Origin of the sequence: Streptomyces sp. NPDC088354, from assembly GCF_044753585.1 — a bacterium.
GTDB lineage: Bacteria > Actinomycetota > Actinomycetes > Streptomycetales > Streptomycetaceae > Actinacidiphila.
Genome location: NZ_JBIVNJ010000003.1, coordinates 253,899 through 272,784 on the forward strand (window position 1 = coordinate 253,899; position 18,886 = coordinate 272,784).

An 18,886-nucleotide genomic window follows, 5' to 3' on the forward strand; every position below is an offset into this window, starting at 1 on the left:
ACGACACGTCCGGCCCGGGTCGGGGCTTCCCCTTCGGCGTCCGGTGATCAGCTGATCACGCACAGCCAACCGGTACAGGCAGGTCCGCTTCAAGAGCGGCCCCGTTGTCTCGATGTAGTCCCACGCTCCCCCGCCCACCGGCCGCGACCACAGTCAACGGTGCATCAGGGCACGGAACGGACAGGTTCGTCGGGAACGGCTGCGCAAGATGGCGTACGCCTGATATTCGAACGTACGAAGCGGGAACGAAGGAGTCATTCGGTGGCGGACGAGACCGCGCCCGCGCCGTCGCACCCCCTGGCGTACGTCAGGCGGAGCCATGGCTGGAGCTACCAGGACCTCGCCAGGGTCGTCGCGGAGAACGCGCGCGCCCTCGGCGTGCCCATGGCGGCACGGCGGGAGAAGGTCTGGCGCTGGGAGCACTGGGGCGTGGTGCCCGAACGGGACAGCCAGCGCGCCCTGGCCAGGGCGCTCGGCGTGCCCCTGCGGGACGTGGACGCGCGGCCGTGGCCCGGCTGGTTGCCGGCACTGGCGGGCCTGCCGGAAGGACTGGGCTGGGACCGTGCGGGCGCCCTCGGCGCACTGGAGGTCCTGCTCGACAGCGGCGGGCGTGACCCGCGGGGCTGCCCGGTCGTGCAAGGTCCGGAGTTCCGCGTCGCGATCGGGGAGTGGAACCGGGCGGTGCTCGCGGACGCCGTGCCCGAACCGGCCGCGTCCGGGGCCGACTTCGACGTGGAGACCACGGCCTGGCTGGAGTGGGGCCTGCACGGGCTGTGCCGGCTCGACGGGCGGCTCGGTGGGGGCGCCGTGCGGCACCGCGTCGAGGCCGATCTGCGTATCGCTCTGGAACTCGTCCGCCAGGGGCCGTTCGCGGCCGCCGACGACGTCCGGCTCCTGCGGACGGCCGCCGCGCTGACCCGGCTGGGCGGCCGCGCAGCCGTCGACACCGGCCGGCACGGCGCCGCCCAGCGGTACTTCCTCACCGGGCTCCGGCTCGCGCACGCCGCCGGCGACGCGCCGCAGGCGGCCCGGCTGTGGGCCGAACTGAGCCTGCAGGCAGTGCTCAACGGACGACATGACGACGCGCTCGCGGGCGTGGCCGCCGCCGAGGACGCACTCCCCGCCCTTCCGCCCGCGGTCCGCGCGACGCTCGCCATGTGCCGCGCCCGGGCGCACGCGGGGCTGGGCGGGGAACCGGCCGCCCGCCGGGCGCTGGAGGAGGCCGCCGGCCTGCTGGACCCGGCCCGCGACGACGCCGAGGCCGAACTCCTCGCCCACAGCGGCCTGGTGCTGCTCGACCTCGGTCATCCCGGCGAGGCCGCCCGTACCCTGGACAAGGCCCTGCCCCTCCTGCCCCCGTCCCACCGCCGCGACCTCGCCCTCCACACCGCGCACGCCGCCCTCGCGCGTGCCCTGTCCGGCGACCTCGACGGCGCCCGCCGGCTCGCCGCCCGCGCCGCCGGCCTGGCCCGCACCTGCCTCTCGCCCCGTGCCACGGAGGCCGCCGAACGGGCCCTGGCCGCGACGTCGGCCGCGGGGCAGCCGGCCGTGGAAGGCGGTCTGGACCCCGGGGACGGTGTGGACTACGGTCCCGCGCCATGAAGCGGACGGGAACGACGAGGCGGGTGCTGGCGGCTCTGGTGTGCGGAGCGACGGTGGCGGCAATCAGTGCCGTGCCGGCGCGGGCGACGGCGGGGCCGGGCCCGCGCTGGGAGGTCAAGGAGACCGGGAGCACGGCCCGCTTCCGCGGGCTGGCGGCGGTGAGCCGGAGCACGGCGTGGGCCGCGGGCTCGGCGGGGACGGTGCTGCGGACCGTCGACGGCGGACGCCACTGGGCGGACGTGTCCCCGCCGGGCGCGCGGGACCTGGAGTTCCGGGACGTCGAGGCGTTCGACGCGCGCCGGGCGGTCGTACTGGCCATCGGCGAGGGCGAGGCGTCCCGGGTACTGCGCACCGAGGACGGCGGCCGGACCTGGTCGGAGGCCTTCCGCAACACCGATCCGCGGGCCTTCTACGACTGCGTCACCTTCTTCGACACCCGGCACGGGCTCGCGGTCAGCGACCCGGTCGACGGCCGGTACCGCCTCCTGTCCACCGCTGACGGCGGCCGCAGTTGGCGCGTACTGCCGTCCGCGGGCATGCCGCCCGCGCTCGCGGGTGAGGCGTCGTTCGCGGCGAGCGGCCAGTGCCTGGTGAGCCGTGGCCCGCACGATGTGTGGCTGGCGACGGGCGGGGCCTCCGCGGCGCGCGTCCTGCACTCCCGCGACCGGGGGCTGACCTGGACGGTGGCCGCGTCCACGCTGCCGGCCGGCGATCCGGCCAAGGGCGTCTTCGCCCTGGCCTTCCGCGACGCGCGGCACGGGCTGGCGGTCGGCGGGGACTACCGCGCGGACCAGGCGTCCCCGGACGCCTCCGCGGTGACGGGCGACGGCGGGGCGTCGTGGACGGAGTCGGAACGGCCGCCCGCCGCCTACCGGTCGGGCGTGACGTGGCTGCCGTACTCCTCGCGCGCCGCGATCGCGGTCGGGCCGACGGGCAGTGATCTGAGCCTGGACGGCGGCAGGACATGGCGCACGTTCGACGCCGGGTCCTTCGACACCGTCGACTGCGCGGCGGACCTGGGCTGCTGGGCCGCGGGCGAGAAGGGCCGGGTGGCCCGCCTGGGGATCGGCTTCCCGATCGGCTCCCCCGGTGCGGGCGGCGGCTCGTGATCCGCGTCCGCCGACGGCGGACGCGGTAGGAGGCCGAGCCCTGCCCTCGTCCCGGCCGCGATGCCGAATGACGCCGGGAGCGCCCGCCGGCTCCTGAAGCGCGGGGCCTCGCCGGAACTCCCCGACGCGGACGGTACGACGGCCCTGTGCCCCGCGTCGGTCCAGGGCGCGACGGACGTCGCGGCACTGCGACCGGCCGCGGGGGGACGCCGCCCGACACCGGGAGCGGTCATGATGACGAGGACACACCACGGTGCGCCGCCGCCCGCTGAGGGCGCACCGGGACGGTGCGTCTGCTCCTCGCCCACGGCGCCGGCACCCGCCTCGCGCGCCCCGTGCCGTGGTCCTCGCGCGGTGCGGGGCCCGCGTCCGGGGGCCGCGCTCCTGCTCGCCGCGGCGGTGTCCTCCCGTCCGGCCGCTGCTCCGCGGCCGGCACAGGAGAACGCGCCGGTCCGGGACCCGCTGCACGCGGTCCCGGACCGGCGCGTCGTCGACGTCGTCGGGGGCGGGGTCGGGGTCGGGGTCGGCCGGGTCGCCGGCTACGCGACCGGGCGGCGCCCCCGGCCGCGGGTGAGGTTGTACCCGGCCACGCCCGCGAGCGCGCCCAGCACACCGCCGCCGGCGGTCCAGATCCAGCGGTCGGACCACCAGCCGCCGCCCCAGCCGCCGTCGGGCTCGGTGAGGCCGGCCGCCACGGGTGAGGCGCTGGGGTCGGCGTCCTCCGCGCTCTCGTCGCTCTCCGCGGTCACGGCCGGTGAGGGCTGTGCGTTGGGGTCGAGGGTGGCGCCTGCCTTGGCCACCGGGGTGAGCGGGGCGGCCAGTTCGCCGTCCACGGCCTGCGAGCCGCCCGCGTCCTTGGAGGCGGTGCCGAGCTGGACCTCCACCGGCAGGCCGAGGTCCTGGTCGGCGAGGCGGACCACGGTCAGCCGGATGTAGTAGGCGCCCGGCAGCGGGTCGTTGGCCCAGGCCTCCGACCACGCGCGGACGGTGCGCAGCCGGCAGCTGAGCTCCACCGAGGATGCGTCCGCGGCCGCGGTGACGGTCGGCTTGCCCGCGGTGCACGCCTGGTGGCGGCGGAGCCCGTCGTACAGGTCGAGCTGCCAGGTCTGGCCGCCGTGCCGGGTGGCGGACTCGGGGAGCTGCACGGTCGCGGAGACCGTCAGGATCTGCCCGGCCTTGGCGGGGGTGACCCAGTACAGGTAGTCGCCGGTCGAGGCGCCGGCGGGGGTGGAGGTCACGCCCTGCCCGATGTGCCCGGCGGTACGGAAGCCCGTTCCCGGCGCGGCGGCGGTCTCCGCCGTCCCCGACGACTCGGACGAGCTCGGGCTGGGAGTGGCGTCGTCGGCGACGGCCGTTCCCGCTCCGGTCGCCAGCAGCGCCCCGCCGAGCAGGAGTCCGGCCGCGGCCGCGCGGATCGTACGCGTGCTACGCATCAGTTGGTCCTCCAGACGGCGACGCGCCAGCGCGAGATCCAGCCCCACAGGATGCCGGCGACCAGGCCGGTCACGACGAGCAGGCCCAGCAGCCACCAGCCGCGGCCGAGGCCGAAGGAGGCGACGTCGGAGGGCTGGTCGGGCGAGGACACCAGGTCGATGCTCAGCTCCACGGGCAGGCCCGGAGTGCGCTTGACGGCGTCGGGCGCGGAGAAGGAGTTGCTGACCTCCAGGCAGACGGTGCGCGCGGTGGCGGCGTCCGCGTCGTCGCGCTCGGGCCACGCGTAGCGCAGGCCCGCGGAGATGACGTCGGTGCGGCCGCTGCCGGCGTCGGTGCCGCGGACGAGTTCGCGGCCGCCGGGGGTGACGGCCCGGACGAGCACGCCGTAGTCGCGGTTGACGGCCCGGTCGGCGCCGACGCTGACGGACGTGCGCAGTTCCTGGCCGTCGGTGACGCTCACCCGGTACCAGCGGTGCTCCGCGAACTCCTCGCGGTCGGTGTAGATGCCGGCGCCGAGCAGCGGGGCGTCCGTGCAGGAGCCGGCGCCCTCGGTGGCGGTCGGGGTGACGACGACGTTGTTGTCCGCGGCGCGGTCGACGAGCTGCTTGATGCGGTCGGTGAGCTGGTCCGCGTGGTCGACGGCGGTGTAGGTGCCGCCGGTGGCCTCGGCGATGCAGCTCAGCTGTTCACGGATCTTGGTGGTGGGGACCAGGCCGAGGGTGTCGACCACCAGGTGGGTTCCGTCGGCGGCGAGTTGCCGCGCCACCTCGCAGGGGTCGAGGGGCTGGCAGGTGTCCTCGCCGTCGGTGATGAGGACGATCCGGCGGGTGGCGTTGCCGCCCGCGAGGTCCTTGCCCGCGGCCTGCAGGGCGGGGCCGATGGGTGTCCAGCCGGTGGGCACGAGGGTGGCGACCGCGGTCTTGGCCTCCGTGCGGTCGACGGAGCCGACCGGATAGAGGGCGGCGGTGTCCCTGCAGCCGACCTTCTTGTCCTTGCCGGGGTAGTTGGCCCCGAGGGTGCGGATGCCGAGCTGCACCTCCTCCGGGACCGCGTCGATGACCTCGTTGAAGGCCTGCTTGGCAGCCGACATGCGGGATCTGCCGTCGATGTCGTTGGCGCGCATGGAACCGCTCACGTCGAGGACGAGCTCGACCTTGGGGGCCTCGCGTGGCGTCTCCGGCCCGTCGTCCGCGGCGGCCGGTGCCGCTGCGGGGAAGAGCACGGTGGCCAGCGTGGCCGCGAGACCGCACAGTCCCGCCGCCAGCCGTTTGCGTATGATCATTGGCGGATCCTATGGAAGATCCGTCGTGGCCCCCAACTCGGCCCAGACCACACGTGCCATGCCGTCCTGGCCGGTCACCACACCCCAGGCCCGGGACACCGCGCCGACCAGCAGCAGGCCCCGTCCGCACTCCTCGCCGACGTCAGCGACCCGCACCTGAGGAACCGTCAGACCGATGCCCTGGTCCGCCACCTCCACGCGCACGACGCCGCGTTCGACCCGGACGGCGCAGGCCACCTTCTCCCCGCCGGAATGACGCACGGCGTTGGTGAAGAGTTCGGACACCACCAGGCTCACATCGTCACAGATCTCCTCGGCGATCCCCCACTCGCGCAGCCGCGCCCTGACGCGCCGTCGCGCCTCGGCGACCGCGGCGCCTTGCGCGGCCAAGAGGAACGCGTCATGGGAGGATGCCACTCCGCTACTATGCGCGCCTGCCCGAATGCATGGCAAGGTGCAATCTGCAATGTGCAAAGCGGTGCCGACATGCTTTGCAACGCACTGACACCATGCCAAACTTCCCGTGGATCAGTGGGGTTGGAGGATTTCTCGTGAGCGAAGCGCGACCGTCGAGTGCACCCACCGTGCTGCGTGTCGTACTCGGCAAGCGCCTCCAGGACCTCCGGGAGAAGGCCGGCGTCTCCTACGAGGACGCCGCCCGCGCCCTCGACGTCACCCACGCCACGATCCGCCGCATCGAGAAGGCCGAAGTCGGTCTGCGCATCCCGTACGTCGAGAAGCTGCTCCAGACCTACGGCGTCACCGACCCGGCCGAGATCGAGAACTTCCTGGATCTGGCGCGGGAGGCCAACCGCCCCGGATGGTGGCACCGGTTCCGGGACGTGCTGCCGGAGTGGTTCAGCGCCTTCGTCAGCCTGGAGGGCGAGGCCGAGCTCATCCGCGCCTACGAACCGCACTATGTGCCCGGACTCCTGCAGACACCGCAGTACGCGGAGGCGGTGCTGCGGGCCGGGCGCCCGCACGCCTCCCAGGACGACATCGAGCGCGGGGTGGCGCTGCGGATGGAGCGGCAGGCGCTGCTGGTCCGCGACCGGCCGCCACTGCTGTGGGTCGTCATCGACGAGACCGTGCTGCGCCGCCCCATCGGCGGCGCCGAGGTGATGCGCGGCCAGGTCGACCGGCTGATCGAGGCCTGCGGCATGCCCCAGGTCCGGCTCCAGGTCATGCCGTTCGCCTCGGGCCCGCACCCGGCGATGTACGGGCCGTTCCACATCTTCCGTTTCCCGCTGCCCGAACTGCCGGACATCGCGTACGTGGAGAGCCTGATCGGCGCCGTCTACCTCGACGACCGCGAGGACGTCTCCCAGTTCCGCGAGGCACTGGACCGCATGAGCGCCCAGGCCCTGCCCGCCGAGCCTACCCGCGACTTCCTCCAGGACGTCCGCGACCGGCTCTGAGCGTCCCCGGGCCTCAGTCCGCCTGCCGGAACTCCCAGCTCGCCACGACCAGCATGACCACCCCGCAGACCGCCACGATCGACACCTCCAGCCAGACCGGCACGTGGTGGCTCCCCCAGGTCACGCCGGGCGCGTACGCGGCGCGCGCCCGGGCACCGATGTCCAGGTGGGCGAAGACCGCGCGCCGGATCGGGTCCACGGCGTACGTCAGCGGATTGACCCGGGTGACGAAGGCCAGCCAGCCCGGCAGTCCCGACAGCGGGAACAACGCGCCGGAGGTGAAGAACAGCGGCATCAGCAGCATCTGCGTCAGGCCCATGAAGGCCTGGAAGGTGGTGATGCGGGCCGCCATCATCACGCCGAAGCAGGTCAGGGTGAAGGCGAGCAGCGCCATCTCGCCGAGCAGCGTGAGCAGCAGCAGCGGGTCGTACGGGACCCCCACCAGTCCCGCCAGTGCCAGCACGATCACCCCCTGCGCGGTGGCCGTCGTCGCGCCGCCGAGGCATTTGCCGATCACCAGCGCGGTCCGGCTGACCGGGGCCACCAGCATCTCGCGCAGGAAGCCGAACTCCCGGTCCCAGACGATGGATCCCGCCGAGAACACCGCGGTGAACAGCACGGACATGGCGAGCGCGCCCGGGTAGACGAAGGTCTTGAAGTCCACGCCCGGCACGCCCCGGGTGAGCGAGCCCAGGCCGGTGCCGAGGACGAAGACGAACAGCAGCGGCTGGATCAGCGCCGTGAGGACGCGCAGCCGGTCGCTGGAGAAGCGCAGCAACTCGCGGTGCCACACCACGCGCACGGCGCGCACCCCGGCGGCGAACCCGCCGCGCGGGACGGCGACGGCCGCCACGGCGGTGGACGGGGCGGGCACGGGTGCGGGGGTGCCCGGTGGTGGGGTCTTCACCGGTGCCTCCCTCGCGCCGCCATGGCCCGCATCCGGTCGGCGCCGCGGCCCCCGGCCTCCGCGTCGCGGATGGTCTTGCCGGTGTACGCCATGAAGACGTCGTCCAGGCTGGGCCGGGACACGCTCACGGAACGGATCGGCACTCCGAGCCCGTCGAACAGCTTGGGCACGAACTCCTCGCCCGCGGGCACGCTGAAGGTCAGCTGCCCTTCGCTGACGGTGCCCTCCAGGCCGAAGCGGTCGCGCAGCGCGGTGAGCGCCACGCGGTCGTCGTCCGCGGTGAAGCGGACTCGGTCCTCTCCCACGGCGGCCTTCAGCGCGGCGGGGGTGTCGATGGCGACGACGGCGCCGTGGTCGATGATCGCGATCCGGTCGCAGTACTCGGCCTCGTCCATGTAGTGCGTGGTCATGAAGATCGTGACGTCCTCGGTGCGTTTCAGCTCGCCTATGTAGTCCCATATGGAGCTGCGCGTCTGCGGGTCCAGCCCGACGGTCGGCTCGTCCAGGAAGAGCACGCGGGGCGAGTGCAGCAGCCCCCGTGCGATCTCCAGGCGCCGTTTCATCCCGCCGGAGAAGGTCATCACCTTGCCCCGGCGGCGCTCGGTCAGGTTCACCATGTCCAGGACCCGGTCCATGCGCGGACCGAGCGCAGAGCGCGGCACGCCGTAGAGCTCGGCGTGGAAGCGGAGATTCTGCTCGGCGCTGAGGTAACCGTCCAAGGTGGTGTCCTGGAAGACCAGCCCGATGCTGCGCCGCACCTCCGCCCGCTCGCGCACGACGTCGTGCCCGGCGACGCGGGCCGATCCGCCGGTGGGGGTGACCAGGGTGCACAGCATCCCGATCGTGGTGGACTTGCCGGCGCCGTTGGGGCCGAGGAATCCGAAGGTCTCGCCGCGGGCGACCGCGAAGTCGATGCCCCGGACCGCCTGGACCCCGTCGTAGTCCTTCCGCAACCCCCGGACCTCGATCGCTTCCGTCATCCGGCACCTCCACAGGCTCGGACCGCCTGCCGCGGGCCGGGCTCGTGTCCCGGCCGGGCGGCACGTCGAGCGTACGTCGCGGGGGCGCCGGCCACGGCGCGGAGCGGGCCGAACGGGCCGGACAGGCCGGACGGACGGCGGACCGGACGGACCGGCGGCGACCTGCCCGCCCCCTGCCGGCCTCCAGGGCGACGGCGCAGGTGCCGTCGCCGCCCGAGGTCCGCGAGGAGCCCGCCCGCGCCGCCGCGGAGGCCCCGGCGGCGCTCTACGCCTCGCCGGCCGGTTCGGCCGCGTAGCGGTCCCGCAGCTCCCGCTTGAGGATCTTGCCGCTGGCGTTGCGCGGCAGGCCGTCCACCAGCACCACGCGCTTGGGCGTCTTGAAGCCGGCCAGCCGCTCCCGGGCGAAGGCGATCAGCTCCTGCTCGGTGACGACCACCTGCTCGCGCACGACGACGACGGCGGTGATCGCCTCGATCCACCGCTCGTCGGGCAGACCGACGACCGCGACCTCGGCGACCGCGGGGTGGCCGTACAGGGCGTCCTCCACCTGCCGCGACGCCACCAGCACGCCCCCGGAGTTGATGACGTCCTTCACCCGGTCCACGACGGTGAAGAAGCCCTGCGCGTCCCGCACCGCCAGGTCCCCCGAGTGGAACCAGCCGTCGCGGAAGGCCTCCGCAGTCTCCTCGGGCTTGTCCCAGTAGCCCTCGCACAACTGCGGCGAGCGGTAGACGACCTCGCCGGGGGTGCCGTCGGGGACGTCCTTGCCGGAGTCGTCGACGACCTTGGCCTCCACGAACAGCACCGGCCGGCCGCAGGAGTCCATCCGGCCCTCGTGCTCGTCCGGTCCGAGCACGGTGGCGAGGGGCCCGATCTCGCTCTGCCCGAAGCAGTTGTAGAAGGCCAGGTCCGGCAGCCGTCCGCGCAGCCGCTCCAGCACCGGGACCGGCATGATCGACGCTCCGTAGTACGCCTTGCGCAGCGCCCGCAGGTCGCGGGTGGCGAACTGCGGGTGGTTGGCGAGCGCGATCCACACCGTCGGCGGCGCGAAGAGGCTGTCGGCGCGGCCGGCCTCGACCGCGTCGAAGACCGTGACGGGGTCGGGTGCCGCGACGATGGTGTTCTCCGCGCCGACCGCCAGATAGGGCAGCAGGAAGACGTGCAGCTGCGCCGAGTGGTACAGCGGCAGCGAGTGCAGCGGCCGGTCGGTCTCCTTCAGGTCCAGCGCGACGATGGCGCTGACGTATGCGTGCACCAGGGCGCGGTGCGTCATCATCGCGCCCTTGGGGAGGGCCGTGGTGCCCGAGGTGTAGAGCAGTTGGGCCAGCTCCTCGCTGCCGGGCGGCATCAGGTCGCCGGCCGGCGCGGCAGTCGCGAGCCGGGCGAGCAGGCTCTGCTCCGTGTCGCGCAGCGCGAGGGTGCGCACGCCCGCCGGCAGCCGCCCGGCGAGCGCGGGGTCGGTGAGGACGAGGGCGCTGCCGGACTGCTCGACGAGGTAGCGCAGGTCCTCGCCCGCCAGGTGGTGGTTGACGGGTACGTGCACCAGCCCGGCCCGCGCGCAGCCGAGGAAGCCGATCAGGTAGGCGTCCGAGTTGTGGCCGTAGGCGGCGACGCGGTCGCCCGGCCGCAGTCCCTCGGCCAGGAGCACGGCCGCGGCCGCGGAGACCGCGTCGTCCAGTTCGCGGTACGTCCAGGCCCGGTCGGCGAAGCGCACCGCCGTCCGCTCCGGCACGCGGCGCGCGCTGCGCCGCAGGACTCCGTCGACCGTGTTGCCGTGCGTCGTCGCCACCATGGCGTCAGCGTGGCATCTCCGCCAGCCTCCTGGCGAGATCCTCGACATGGTCGTGCCAGGCGTCGAGGGCGGCGGAGCGCCGGCCGGCGAATTCCGCGGAGCCGGTGTGCGTGAGGATCAGCCGGGCCCCGTGGCCGGTGCCCTCGGTCAGTTCCCAGCGCACCGTGCCCCCGTACCGGCCGTCCTGGTCCCAGGCGTAGGCCAGCAGGACCGGCGCCCGCACCTCGGACACCGGGCCGTGGCCGAATTCCCCGGTCGCGAAGCCGCTGGGCACGGTGCCGCCGACCTCGGGGGCGACGACCTTGCCGAGCAGGGTGCGCCAGACCGTCGCGGCGGGCTGGGTGAGTTGCCGTTCGAAGCGCACCCGCCAGCCCTCCTCGCCGTCCGCGGCGGGCACACCGGCCTCAAGCGCCTCAACGGTCCCCTGGTCCAGCCCGAACACCGCCACGAAGCGCTCGTGCTTGGCGTTGATGTCGCCGGGCGGGGGCGTGGGGCGGCCGTCCAGGGCCGGGTCGATGCCCGCGATGCAGGTGTCCCAGCCGGAAGCGAAGCTCGCGGCACCGGGGCGGTCGGCGAAGGTGTGGGTGAGGGTGAGCACGGACCCGGAGGCCGCGGGCTCCACCTCCCAGCGCAGCAGATCGCCGCCCCAGGTGTAGGCGAGCACGCGGGGCGGGTCCACCTCGGTGACCTCGCCGTCGAGATCGGGCATCTCGCCGTGCCGGAAGGCGAAACGCACCTTGCCGCCGGGCCGCAGCTCCATCTCCACGTCGGAGGGGAACCAGCGGGCGAGATGTCCGGGTTCGGTCAGGGCACGCCAGACCTTCTCCGGCGGGTGGGCGAGCCGGCGCACCATCCGCAGGGCGGTGCGGCCGTCCGCCGCGGTGGTCAGGGTCTCGGGGGTCTCGGGGGCCTCACCGGTCATCGGGGTTCCTCCGTCTCGTCGGGCATCGCGTCCAAGTGCCGCTCCAGCGCGTCGAGTCCGGCGCCCCACAGGCTGCGGTAGGGGGTGAGCCAGGCGTCGACCTCGCGCAGCGGCTCGGGACACAGCTCGTACCACCTGCGCTGGGCCTCGGCGCGCACCCGCACCAGGCCTGCCTCGCGCAGCACTCTCAGGTGCTTGGAGGTGCCGGGCTGGCTCAGCCCCAGCTGCTCGGTGAGTTCGCCGACCAGCCGGGGACGCTCCAGCAGAAGGTCCAGGATCCGCCGCCGGGTCGGTTCCGCGAGCACGTCGAAGGGAAGGGGCACCCTTCGAACATACTTCGTTGGCTATATACGCGCAACGACATGTACCGGGGAGGCCAAACCTCCGTCCCGATGCGCACGGGCGGGCACGCAGGGCGCGGAAAGCGACCGTACGCGCCCTGGTGGTGACGTGTTGTGAACGGGAGAATGTCGCGCGTGACGATCACCACCGCAGAGGCGGACAAGGTACTGGCCGACAACTTCGCCCCCTGGGTTCGGGATCTGGGTCTGACGGTAGAGGAGACCGGTGAACGCCACGCGATCCTGCGGCTGCCGTGGTCGGACCGGCTGGCCCGCGAGGGCGGCGGCCTGTCCGGCCAGGCGCTGATGGCCGCCGCCGACACCGCGACCGTGATCGCCGTGTCCGCCGCGCGCGGCGGCTTCGGTCCCATGACGACGGTCCAGCAGTCGACGACCTTCCAGCGCGCCGTGATCGGCGCCGACGTCCTCGTCACCGCCCGCGTCACCAAGCTGGGCCGGCGACTGGGCTTCATCGACGTCGAGATGACCCCGGTGGGCGCCGATGAGCCCGCGGCCCACGCGACCACGGTGTACGCCTTCCCCGGCTGACCCGCCGGCCGTCGCGCGCGGGGGGCGGTGACGGGGCGGTTCGTCACCCGTCCTCCCCGTGCGCAGCCGCGATCTCGCGCTCGCGCGGCGTGGTGCACCTCCACCGTGCCGCTCGCGGGAAACGATTGACCTTCCATCAGACATCAGATGAACGGCGTCCAGCTGGGGTGACGATGAACCGACGTTGGGGCCGGGTACGCCCGGCGATCACCGTGGTCCTGGCGCTGGGCACGCTCCTCGCGGGCGCCGGCGGCGCGGTCGCGGCGACCGGCAAGGGCGTGCGCTACGCGCCCCGTACGACACTGGCACCGGGCGTGGACTACCGCAGGTTCGACTACGCGGGATCCCACGGCACCGCTCACGGGCACCTGCTGACGGTGGATCTGCGCCGGAGGGACGTGTCCGTGGACCTGCTGTACCCGGGTACCGTCGCGGGGCGCGGCACGGTGTCCCGGCTGGCCGACGCCGCGCACGCCGTGGCCGGGATCAACGCGGACTTCTTCCACATGAGCGAGACCCAGCACCCGGGCGTCCCGGCGACGGGTGCCCCCGTGGGCCCCGCGGTCGCCCACGGCCGGCAGCTCAAGTCCGCGGTGCCGTCGAGCCAGCGGTTCGGCCCCTCGCTGCCACCGGGCACCACGACCGAGAACGTCCTCGGTATCGGCTTCGACCGCAAGGCCCGCCTCGACCGGCTCCGCCTGGTCGGCACGGTGCGCTCCGGCCGGAGCACGCTCCCGCTGCGCGGCTTCAACCAGTACGCGCTGCCGCAGAACGGCGTGGGCGCGTACACCGCCGACTGGGGCGCCGCCTCACGGCGGCGGGCGGTCTGCGGCAGCGACGTCCGCCGGGCCGACCCGTGCGGCAGGAACACCTACGAAGTCACCGTCAGGAACGGCCGGGTCACGAGGACGGCCACCACCCCGGGCCGCGGCGCGATCCCCCCGGGCACGGTCGTCCTGCTCGGTCGCGAGGACGGGGCGCGCGCCCTGCGCGGGCTCGTTCCGGGCCGACCCGTGGTCGTGCGGAGCCGGCTGCTGCCCGTCTCCCGCCAGGGCGACCTCCGCTTCGCCGTGGGGGGCTACCCCATCCTGCGCGACCGCACCCCGCTCGCGGGACTGGAGAACGGCACGGCGGCGACCCGCACGGCCGCGGGCTTCGGCAACGACGGGCGGACGCTGTACCTGATGGCCCTGGACGGCAACGCCGAGAGCGGCGCGGGACTGACGGTCCGTGAACTGGCGGGCCTGATGTACGCGCTGGGCACCGACGCGGCCGTCAACCTCGACGGCGGCGGCTCGTCCACCCTGGTCACCCGATCCCCCGGCGCGCCCCGCGTCACCGTGCGCAACCACCCCACCGGCGGGGTCGAACGCGCGGTCGCCAACGGCATCGGCGTGTTCACGACCCGCCGCTGACCCGGTTCACACCTCCACCACGTACCACTGCCGGGCGGACCTGCCCCGCAGATACAGGCGCTCTCCCCGGCCGACGGGACGTGCGTACCGACGGAACGGCGCCCCGTTGGGCATGGTGAGCCGGGCCTCGCCCACCACAACGGCCTGCCGCTCGGTGAGTAGGAGGTGGTGCAGCGTGTCCGTACGTTCGCGTGGGCCTCCGCCGAGGGTCAGGATCCGGTCGCCCCGTACGGCCATGCCCCAGAAATGGCCCACCGGGTTCTTCCGCAGGTGGAAGCGCCCATTGGCCCGCACCTCGAGCAGCGGGAAGGTCGGGTAGTAAGTCGCCCAGGCGACCGTGTCGGTGACGTTGAGGGCGTAGACGCTGTCGATGTACTCGACGCCCCGTGGCGCCGTATAGGCCCACTGCCGATTGCCGCCGCTGTCCCAGCGGACGAGACCCGCGGCACTGATCGGATCGCTGTACACCCCCTCGTCGCCGTAGGCACTCCAGAGGTTGTTCCGGCGGTCGGCCATCATGAACTCCACCACGGCACCCATGGCGAAGCTGTGGCGCATACGGCCGTCACGGCCGTATATGCGGGCGTTGCGCTCCCCCTGGGGATCGAGGCCTTGCAGGACGAACCGCCCATTGGGCAGGGCGTCCACTTCCGAGGGCAACAGGGTCACGTCGCGCAGGACGCGCTCCCGCACGTCCTTTCCCTCGCTGATGACGAGCACGGCCTCGTACGGGTACCCCCGGGGCCGGGGGCGAGGCCGTCCGTAGGGGTTCGGTTCCAGGTCCGCGGTGGGGCACAGCAGCCAAAGGGCTCTCCCCCAGGCATCCACCGTGGTGACCAGGACTTTCCGGTCGTCGTACTGACGAGGCAACAGTGCGTGGGAACGCAGTGCCACCGTGGTCAAGCAATCACCTCGCGGGCGAAGGAACGCGGCCACCCCAGTGTCGCAGGCGTGCGGCCGCGAGGGACGGCCGGGCCGTCAGTCCCCCATGCCGGGCGCGCCCCACAGGGGGAACCAGCGGCTGAGGTCCTCCTCGACGCGCAGGTCGTTCTTGAGCAGCCCGGCCACCTGCAACTCCAGGGCGTTGTCGCGTTTCTGCTCGCCGGGGCGGACGCTCAGCGGGTAGAAGGTGCCTCGTTTGTAGAGGTAGACCAGTGCCAGCGAGCGGCCGGAGTCGTCGCGGAAGCCGGCCAGCGAGCAGAGGAGTTGCGGACCGAAGCCATGGCTCTCCAGGGCCGAGTTGACCGCGTGCAGGTCGCCCACCAGCGTCGGCATGTCGTCCGCGGGGTGGCGTGCCACGAGCCAGGTGTAGCCGTACGCGTCCCGCGTGGACTCGACGGGGACGCCGCCCTGCCCGGTGTCGAGGTCGAGCAGGGCGCGGACGTCCTGCTGGACCTCCGCGAAGGCGCCGCCCTCCACGGCGGCGAAGCACACGGAGCCGACCCCGGTCGGCCGGAATCCGGCACCGGCCTCCAGGGTCACGGCGGCCGACGGCAGCCCGAAGAGCTGGTCCAGGTCGGGCTTGACGGGCTTGCTGCGGCCGAGGAGCGCGTCGAACAGCCCCATCAGCGCCGCCCCAGTTCGGCGGAGATCCGGCCGAGCTGCGCCAGCCGCTGTTCCAGGGTGGGGTGCGTCGACAGCAGCTGCGCCAGGCTCTGACCGCCGGCGAGGGCGGGCGCGAAGTAGAAGGCGTTGAACGGCTCCGCCTTGCGCAGATCCTCCGTCGGAATGCGCGCCATCTGGCCGGTGACCTTGGTGAGGGCGGACGCGAGCGAGGAGGGGCGTCCGGTGAGCATCGCGGCGGAGCGGTCGGCGGACAGCTCGCGGTAGCGCGACAGCATCCGGGTGAGCAGGAAGCTCACCGCGTACACTATGGCGCTGACCAGCGGTATCAGGATGACGATGATGGTCGTGCCGGGGTCGCGGCTGCTGCGGCCGAGGCCGCCCCACAGCCCGATCCGGGTGATCATGCCGGCGAGCACGCCCAGGAACGACGCGATGGTCATCACCGCGACGTCGCGATGGGCGACGTGGGAGAGCTCGTGGGCGATGACGCCCTCCAGCTCGTCGGGCTCCAGTCTGCGCAGCAGGCCGGTCGTGGCGCACACCAGGGCGGCCTTCTCGTTCCGGCCGGTGGCGAAGGCGTTGGGCACGTCGCTGTCGGCGATGGCGACCCGCGGCTTGGGCATGTCCGCCAGGGCGCAGATCCGGTCCACGACGCCGTGCAGCTCGGGTGCCTGCTCGGGGGTCACCTCGCGGGCGCCCATGCTGAAGGCGGCGATCCGGTCGCTGAACCAGAACTGGGCGATGAACAGACCCCCGGCCACGATCAGGATCAGCGGCCAGGCGCCGCGCAGCAGGGCCAGGAGCGCGCCGACGAACACGACGTACAGCAGCCCGATCATGAACATGGTGACCACCATGCGCGTGGTCAGCCCCTTGTCGGGGGCGAATCGGGTCCTGTCCATGGCCCCTCCCGTGTCCTCGGGCCGCCGGCCGCGGCGTCGTGCTCCGCTTCGATTGTGCCTCCGCGGAGGCGCCGATGGGCGGGTCGCGACGGCGCGGCCGGAGTACGGGATCAGCGTGCCGCGTCCAGCGTCAGCTTGCCGTAAGTGCGCCGGGCCCGGAGGTCCTCGTGCGCCCGGGCCACCTCGGAGAGCGGGTAGACGCCGCCCGCCTGCGGCCGCAGCCGGCCCTCGGCGGTCATCGCCAGCAGCTCGGCCATGGGCTCGCGGTACATGCCGGGGCGGCCCAGGCAGTGCATCAGCCAGAAACCGACGACGGCGCGCGACCGGCCCATGAGCTGGGCGGCCTGCACGGGCGTGGGCGGGACCCGGGAGGCGAGGCCGTAGGCGACCAGGCGGCCGAAGGGCGCCAGCGCGGCGAGGGAGGCGTCGAAGACCGGGCCGCCGGTCATCTCCAGGACGATGTCGACCTTCTTGCCGCCGTTGGCCTCGGTCAGGCGCTCCTTCAGGCCCTCCGGGGCTCCGTCCAGCGCGACGTCAGCGCCCAGTTCCAGGGCCAGGTCTCGCTTCTCCTTCGAGGAGGCGGTGGCGATGACCCGTCCCGCGCCGAACGCCTTGGCGAGCTGGACGGCGAGCGAGCCGGTGCCGCCCGCGGCGGCGTGCACGACGACGGACTCGCCCTCGGCCATCCGGGCGGAGGTGCGGAGCAGGTGCCACGCGGTGAGCCCCTGGACGACCAGGGCGAGCGCCTGCCCGTCGCTGACGCCCTCGGGGATGTCGTGGGCGAGGTACTCCTCGACGACGGCCTTCTCGGCGTAGCCGCCGTTGTCGGTCAGGGCGACCACACGACGGCCGTCCGGAGTGCGGCCCGCGACCTCGGCCCCGGGGACCAGCGGCAGGGTGGCCTTGGAGAGGTAGGAGTTCTCGACCATGTGGGTGTCGGCGTAGTTGACGCCCGCCGAGGTGACCTCGACCAGGAGCTGCCCGGGCCCCGGCACGGGGTCGGGCAGCTCCACCTGCCGCAGCACCTCCGGCCCGCCGAACTCGGTGATCTGGATCGCGCGCACCGCGACTCCCTCCGCTTGGGTACGTCCGTCGTGTCGTCCGGGATCACGATATCCCCGAAAACCCGGAACACCGACCAGTCGGTATGTGACGGCGGCCGGTGCGCGGCGGGGACCGTGGCGGCCCGCCGGAGCAGAAGCCCCACGGCCTGTCGAGCCGGTTGTCCACAGGCGTCCGGCGGGTGTCTTGACGTGCAGGTCGGATGATGGATTACTGGTCCCGCCAAGGGCTACCGAACGATCGGTTGGGAAGGGTGGGGGCCATGGGCGCCACGGGCGAAGGGTTTCTGGACGCTGCCGAACGGATGTCCCGGCAGGAGCTGGAGGCCGTGCAGCTGCGGCGCCTGCAGGGCACGCTGCGGCACGCGTACGACAACGTGGCGTTCTACCGGTCGTCCTTCGACAAGGCGGGCGTCCGCCCGGAGGACTGCCGCACCCTGGCGGACCTGGCCCGTTTCCCCTTCACCACCAAGGCCGACCTGCGGGACCAGTACCCGTACGGCATGTTCGCCGTCCCGGAGTCGCGCATTCGCCGGATCCACGCGTCCAGCGGCACCACCGGCCTGCCGACCGTCGTCGGCTACACCGAGCGGGATGTGGAGACCTGGTCCGACGTGGTGGCCCGGTCCCTGCGGGCCGCCGGCGCCCGGCCGGGCGACAAGGTGCACATCGCCTACGGGTACGGCCTGTTCACCGGCGGCCTGGGGGCGCACTACGGCGCGGAGCGCCTCGGCTGCACCGTCGTCCCGGCCTCCGGCGGCATGTCCGCGCGGCAGGTGCGGCTCATCCAGGACCTCCGCCCCGAGATCATCATGGTGACGCCGTCCTACATGCTCACCCTGCTGGACGAGTTCGAGCACCAGGGCGTCGACCCGCGCTCCACCTCGCTGCGTGTCGGCGTCTTCGGCGCCGAGCCGTGGACGGAGGCGATGCGCGAGGAGATCGAGGAGCGGGCCGGCATCGACGCGGTCGACATCTACGGGCTGTCGGAAGTGATCGGCCCCGGCGTGGCGCAGGAGTGCGTGGAGTCCAAGGACGGCCTGCACATCTGGGAGGACCACTTCCTCCCCGAGATCGTGGACCCGGTCACCGACGAGGTCATGCCCGCCGGCGACAGCGGCGAACTGGTCTTCACCTCGCTCACCAAGGAGGCCATGCCGGTCATCCGCTACCGCACCCGGGACCTCACCCGGCTGCTGCCGGGCACCGCCCGGCCCGCCTTCCGGCGCATGGAGAAGATCACCGGCCGCTGCGACGACATGATCATCCTTCGCGGCGTCAACCTCTTCCCCACCCAGGTCGAGGAGATCGTGCTGCGCACCGCGGGCGTCGCACCGCACTTCCAGCTGCGCCTGACCCGCACCGGACGGCTCGACGAACTCACCGTCCGCGCCGAGGCCCGGCCCGATGCCGACCCGCAGGCGCGCGCGACGGCGGCCGAGGCCATCGGGCGCGGAGTGAAGGAGGCCGTCGGTGTCACGGTGGCCGTGGAGATCATCGATCCCGGGACCCTGGAGCGTTCGGTCGGGAAGATACGCCGCGTCGTGGACGAGCGCGCAAGGTAGCGCGGGGACGTTGCCGCGGGGACGTTGCCGCGGGGACGTTG

The 18,886-nt window shown here is 73.5% G+C and carries 18 protein-coding genes; 6 read left to right on the top strand and 12 right to left on the bottom strand.

Going from position 1 to position 18,886, the window contains the following annotated elements; genetic code table 11:
* Positions 1-261: 261 nt before the first annotated feature.
* Positions 262-1,602 carry a hypothetical protein gene (locus tag ACIP98_RS07370; RefSeq protein ID WP_401974207.1) on the top strand — a complete coding sequence of 447 codons (1,341 nt, stop codon included), beginning with the start codon at positions 262-264 and terminating at the stop codon, positions 1,600-1,602.
* A complete protein-coding gene (locus ACIP98_RS07375; RefSeq protein WP_401974209.1) occupies positions 1,599-2,711 on the top strand; it encodes a WD40/YVTN/BNR-like repeat-containing protein in 1,113 nt (370 codons plus the stop codon). The genes ACIP98_RS07370 and ACIP98_RS07375 overlap by 4 nt, the downstream gene beginning before the upstream one ends.
* Before the next feature lie 539 nt (positions 2,712-3,250).
* Here the strand turns inward: ACIP98_RS07375 and ACIP98_RS07380 are convergent.
* From ACIP98_RS07380 to ACIP98_RS07390, 3 genes are read right to left on the bottom strand one after another with little or no spacing between them, the layout of a single operon-like run.
* On the bottom strand, positions 3,251-4,144 hold the full coding sequence (locus ACIP98_RS07380) for a hypothetical protein (RefSeq protein ID WP_401974210.1): 894 nt from the start codon (positions 4,142-4,144) through the stop codon (positions 3,251-3,253).
* Positions 4,144-5,427, bottom strand: coding sequence for a VWA domain-containing protein (locus tag ACIP98_RS07385; RefSeq protein ID WP_319658110.1), 1,284 nt, complete (start codon positions 5,425-5,427; stop codon positions 4,144-4,146). The genes ACIP98_RS07380 and ACIP98_RS07385 overlap by 1 nt, the downstream gene beginning before the upstream one ends.
* A gap of 9 nt (positions 5,428-5,436) precedes the next feature.
* A complete protein-coding gene (locus ACIP98_RS07390) occupies positions 5,437-5,844 on the bottom strand; it encodes an ATP-binding protein (protein WP_319658109.1) in 408 nt (135 codons plus the stop codon).
* A 92-nt stretch (positions 5,845-5,936) separates the two neighbouring features.
* On the opposite strand from ACIP98_RS07390, the gene ACIP98_RS07395 reads away from it, so the two are divergent.
* On the top strand, positions 5,937-6,845 hold the full coding sequence (locus ACIP98_RS07395) for a helix-turn-helix domain-containing protein (RefSeq protein WP_401974212.1): 909 nt from the start codon (positions 5,937-5,939) through the stop codon (positions 6,843-6,845).
* 13 nt (positions 6,846-6,858) lie between these two features.
* On the opposite strand, the gene ACIP98_RS07400 is transcribed toward ACIP98_RS07395, so the two are convergent.
* The 5 genes from ACIP98_RS07400 to ACIP98_RS07420 all read right to left on the bottom strand — a co-directional run bounded on the left by ACIP98_RS07400 (position 6,859) and on the right by ACIP98_RS07420 (position 11,769).
* Positions 6,859-7,752 (bottom strand): ABC transporter permease, encoded by an 894-nt coding sequence (locus ACIP98_RS07400; protein ID WP_401974214.1) that lies wholly within the window; start codon positions 7,750-7,752, stop codon positions 6,859-6,861.
* Positions 7,749-8,732 (bottom strand): ATP-binding cassette domain-containing protein, encoded by a 984-nt coding sequence (locus ACIP98_RS07405; protein ID WP_319658106.1) that lies wholly within the window; start codon positions 8,730-8,732, stop codon positions 7,749-7,751. The genes ACIP98_RS07400 and ACIP98_RS07405 overlap by 4 nt, the downstream gene beginning before the upstream one ends.
* A 265-nt stretch (positions 8,733-8,997) precedes the next feature.
* On the bottom strand, positions 8,998-10,524 hold the full coding sequence (locus tag ACIP98_RS07410; protein WP_319658105.1) for a fatty acyl-CoA synthetase: 1,527 nt from the start codon (positions 10,522-10,524) through the stop codon (positions 8,998-9,000).
* Between the two features lie 4 nt (positions 10,525-10,528).
* A complete protein-coding gene (locus ACIP98_RS07415; RefSeq protein ID WP_401974216.1) occupies positions 10,529-11,446 on the bottom strand; it encodes an SRPBCC family protein in 918 nt (305 codons plus the stop codon).
* Positions 11,443-11,769: an ArsR/SmtB family transcription factor gene (locus ACIP98_RS07420; protein ID WP_401974217.1), complete on the bottom strand. Its 327-nt coding sequence runs from the start codon at positions 11,767-11,769 to the stop codon at positions 11,443-11,445. Before ACIP98_RS07420 ends, ACIP98_RS07415 begins: the two co-directional genes overlap by 4 nt.
* A gap of 153 nt (positions 11,770-11,922) precedes the next feature.
* Between ACIP98_RS07420 and ACIP98_RS07425 the strand changes: the two genes are divergently transcribed.
* Both ACIP98_RS07425 and ACIP98_RS07430 read left to right on the top strand, forming a co-directional pair.
* The gene (locus tag ACIP98_RS07425; protein ID WP_319658102.1) at positions 11,923-12,336 is read left to right on the top strand and encodes a PaaI family thioesterase; all 414 of its coding nucleotides are present in this window, start codon (positions 11,923-11,925) and stop codon (positions 12,334-12,336) included.
* Positions 12,337-12,509: 173 nt separating this feature from the next.
* Entirely contained in the window at positions 12,510-13,751 is a 1,242-nt protein-coding gene (locus ACIP98_RS07430) for a phosphodiester glycosidase family protein (protein ID WP_401974220.1), read from the top strand.
* A 6-nt stretch (positions 13,752-13,757) separates the two neighbouring features.
* On the opposite strand, the gene ACIP98_RS07435 is transcribed toward ACIP98_RS07430, so the two are convergent.
* The 4 genes from ACIP98_RS07435 to ACIP98_RS07450 form a co-directional block, all read right to left on the bottom strand.
* Positions 13,758-14,645 (bottom strand): hypothetical protein, encoded by an 888-nt coding sequence (locus ACIP98_RS07435; RefSeq protein ID WP_319658348.1) that lies wholly within the window; start codon positions 14,643-14,645, stop codon positions 13,758-13,760.
* Between the two features lie 84 nt (positions 14,646-14,729).
* Positions 14,730-15,317, bottom strand: coding sequence for a hypothetical protein (locus ACIP98_RS07440; RefSeq protein WP_319658100.1), 588 nt, complete (start codon positions 15,315-15,317; stop codon positions 14,730-14,732).
* Positions 15,317-16,219 carry a zinc metalloprotease HtpX gene (htpX, locus tag ACIP98_RS07445; protein WP_319658099.1) on the bottom strand — a complete coding sequence of 301 codons (903 nt, stop codon included), beginning with the start codon at positions 16,217-16,219 and terminating at the stop codon, positions 15,317-15,319. The genes ACIP98_RS07440 and htpX overlap by 1 nt, the downstream gene beginning before the upstream one ends.
* A 110-nt stretch (positions 16,220-16,329) precedes the next feature.
* Positions 16,330-17,283, bottom strand: a complete 954-nt coding sequence (locus ACIP98_RS07450) for an NADPH:quinone oxidoreductase family protein (protein ID WP_319658097.1) — start codon at positions 17,281-17,283, stop codon at positions 16,330-16,332.
* A 260-nt stretch (positions 17,284-17,543) separates the two neighbouring features.
* Between ACIP98_RS07450 and paaK the strand changes: the two genes are divergently transcribed.
* Positions 17,544-18,845 carry a phenylacetate--CoA ligase PaaK gene (gene paaK / locus ACIP98_RS07455; RefSeq protein ID WP_319658096.1) on the top strand — a complete coding sequence of 434 codons (1,302 nt, stop codon included), beginning with the start codon at positions 17,544-17,546 and terminating at the stop codon, positions 18,843-18,845.
* The last annotated feature ends 41 nt before the right edge of the window (positions 18,846-18,886 follow it).

Bases quoted from the DNA above. Each gene is read 5' to 3' on its own strand.
- ACIP98_RS07375 (WP_401974209.1), top strand. From the start codon at position 1,599: ATGAAGCGGACGGGAACGACGAGGCGGGTGCTGGCGGCTCTGGTGTGC.
- ACIP98_RS07380 (WP_401974210.1), bottom strand. From the start codon at position 4,144: ATGCGTAGCACGCGTACGATCCGCGCGGCCGCGGCCGGACTCCTGCTC.
- ACIP98_RS07385 (WP_319658110.1), bottom strand. From the start codon at position 5,427: ATGATCATACGCAAACGGCTGGCGGCGGGACTGTGCGGTCTCGCGGCC.
- ACIP98_RS07395 (WP_401974212.1), top strand. From the start codon at position 5,937: ATGCCAAACTTCCCGTGGATCAGTGGGGTTGGAGGATTTCTCGTGAGC.
- ACIP98_RS07405 (WP_319658106.1), bottom strand. From the start codon at position 8,732: ATGACGGAAGCGATCGAGGTCCGGGGGTTGCGGAAGGACTACGACGGG.
- ACIP98_RS07410 (WP_319658105.1), bottom strand. From the start codon at position 10,524: ATGGTGGCGACGACGCACGGCAACACGGTCGACGGAGTCCTGCGGCGC.
- ACIP98_RS07415 (WP_401974216.1), bottom strand. From the start codon at position 11,446: ATGACCGGTGAGGCCCCCGAGACCCCCGAGACCCTGACCACCGCGGCG.
- ACIP98_RS07430 (WP_401974220.1), top strand. From the start codon at position 12,510: ATGAACCGACGTTGGGGCCGGGTACGCCCGGCGATCACCGTGGTCCTG.
- ACIP98_RS07440 (WP_319658100.1), bottom strand. From the start codon at position 15,317: ATGGGGCTGTTCGACGCGCTCCTCGGCCGCAGCAAGCCCGTCAAGCCC.
- htpX (WP_319658099.1), bottom strand. From the start codon at position 16,219: ATGGACAGGACCCGATTCGCCCCCGACAAGGGGCTGACCACGCGCATG.
- paaK (WP_319658096.1), top strand. From the start codon at position 17,544: ATGGGCGCCACGGGCGAAGGGTTTCTGGACGCTGCCGAACGGATGTCC.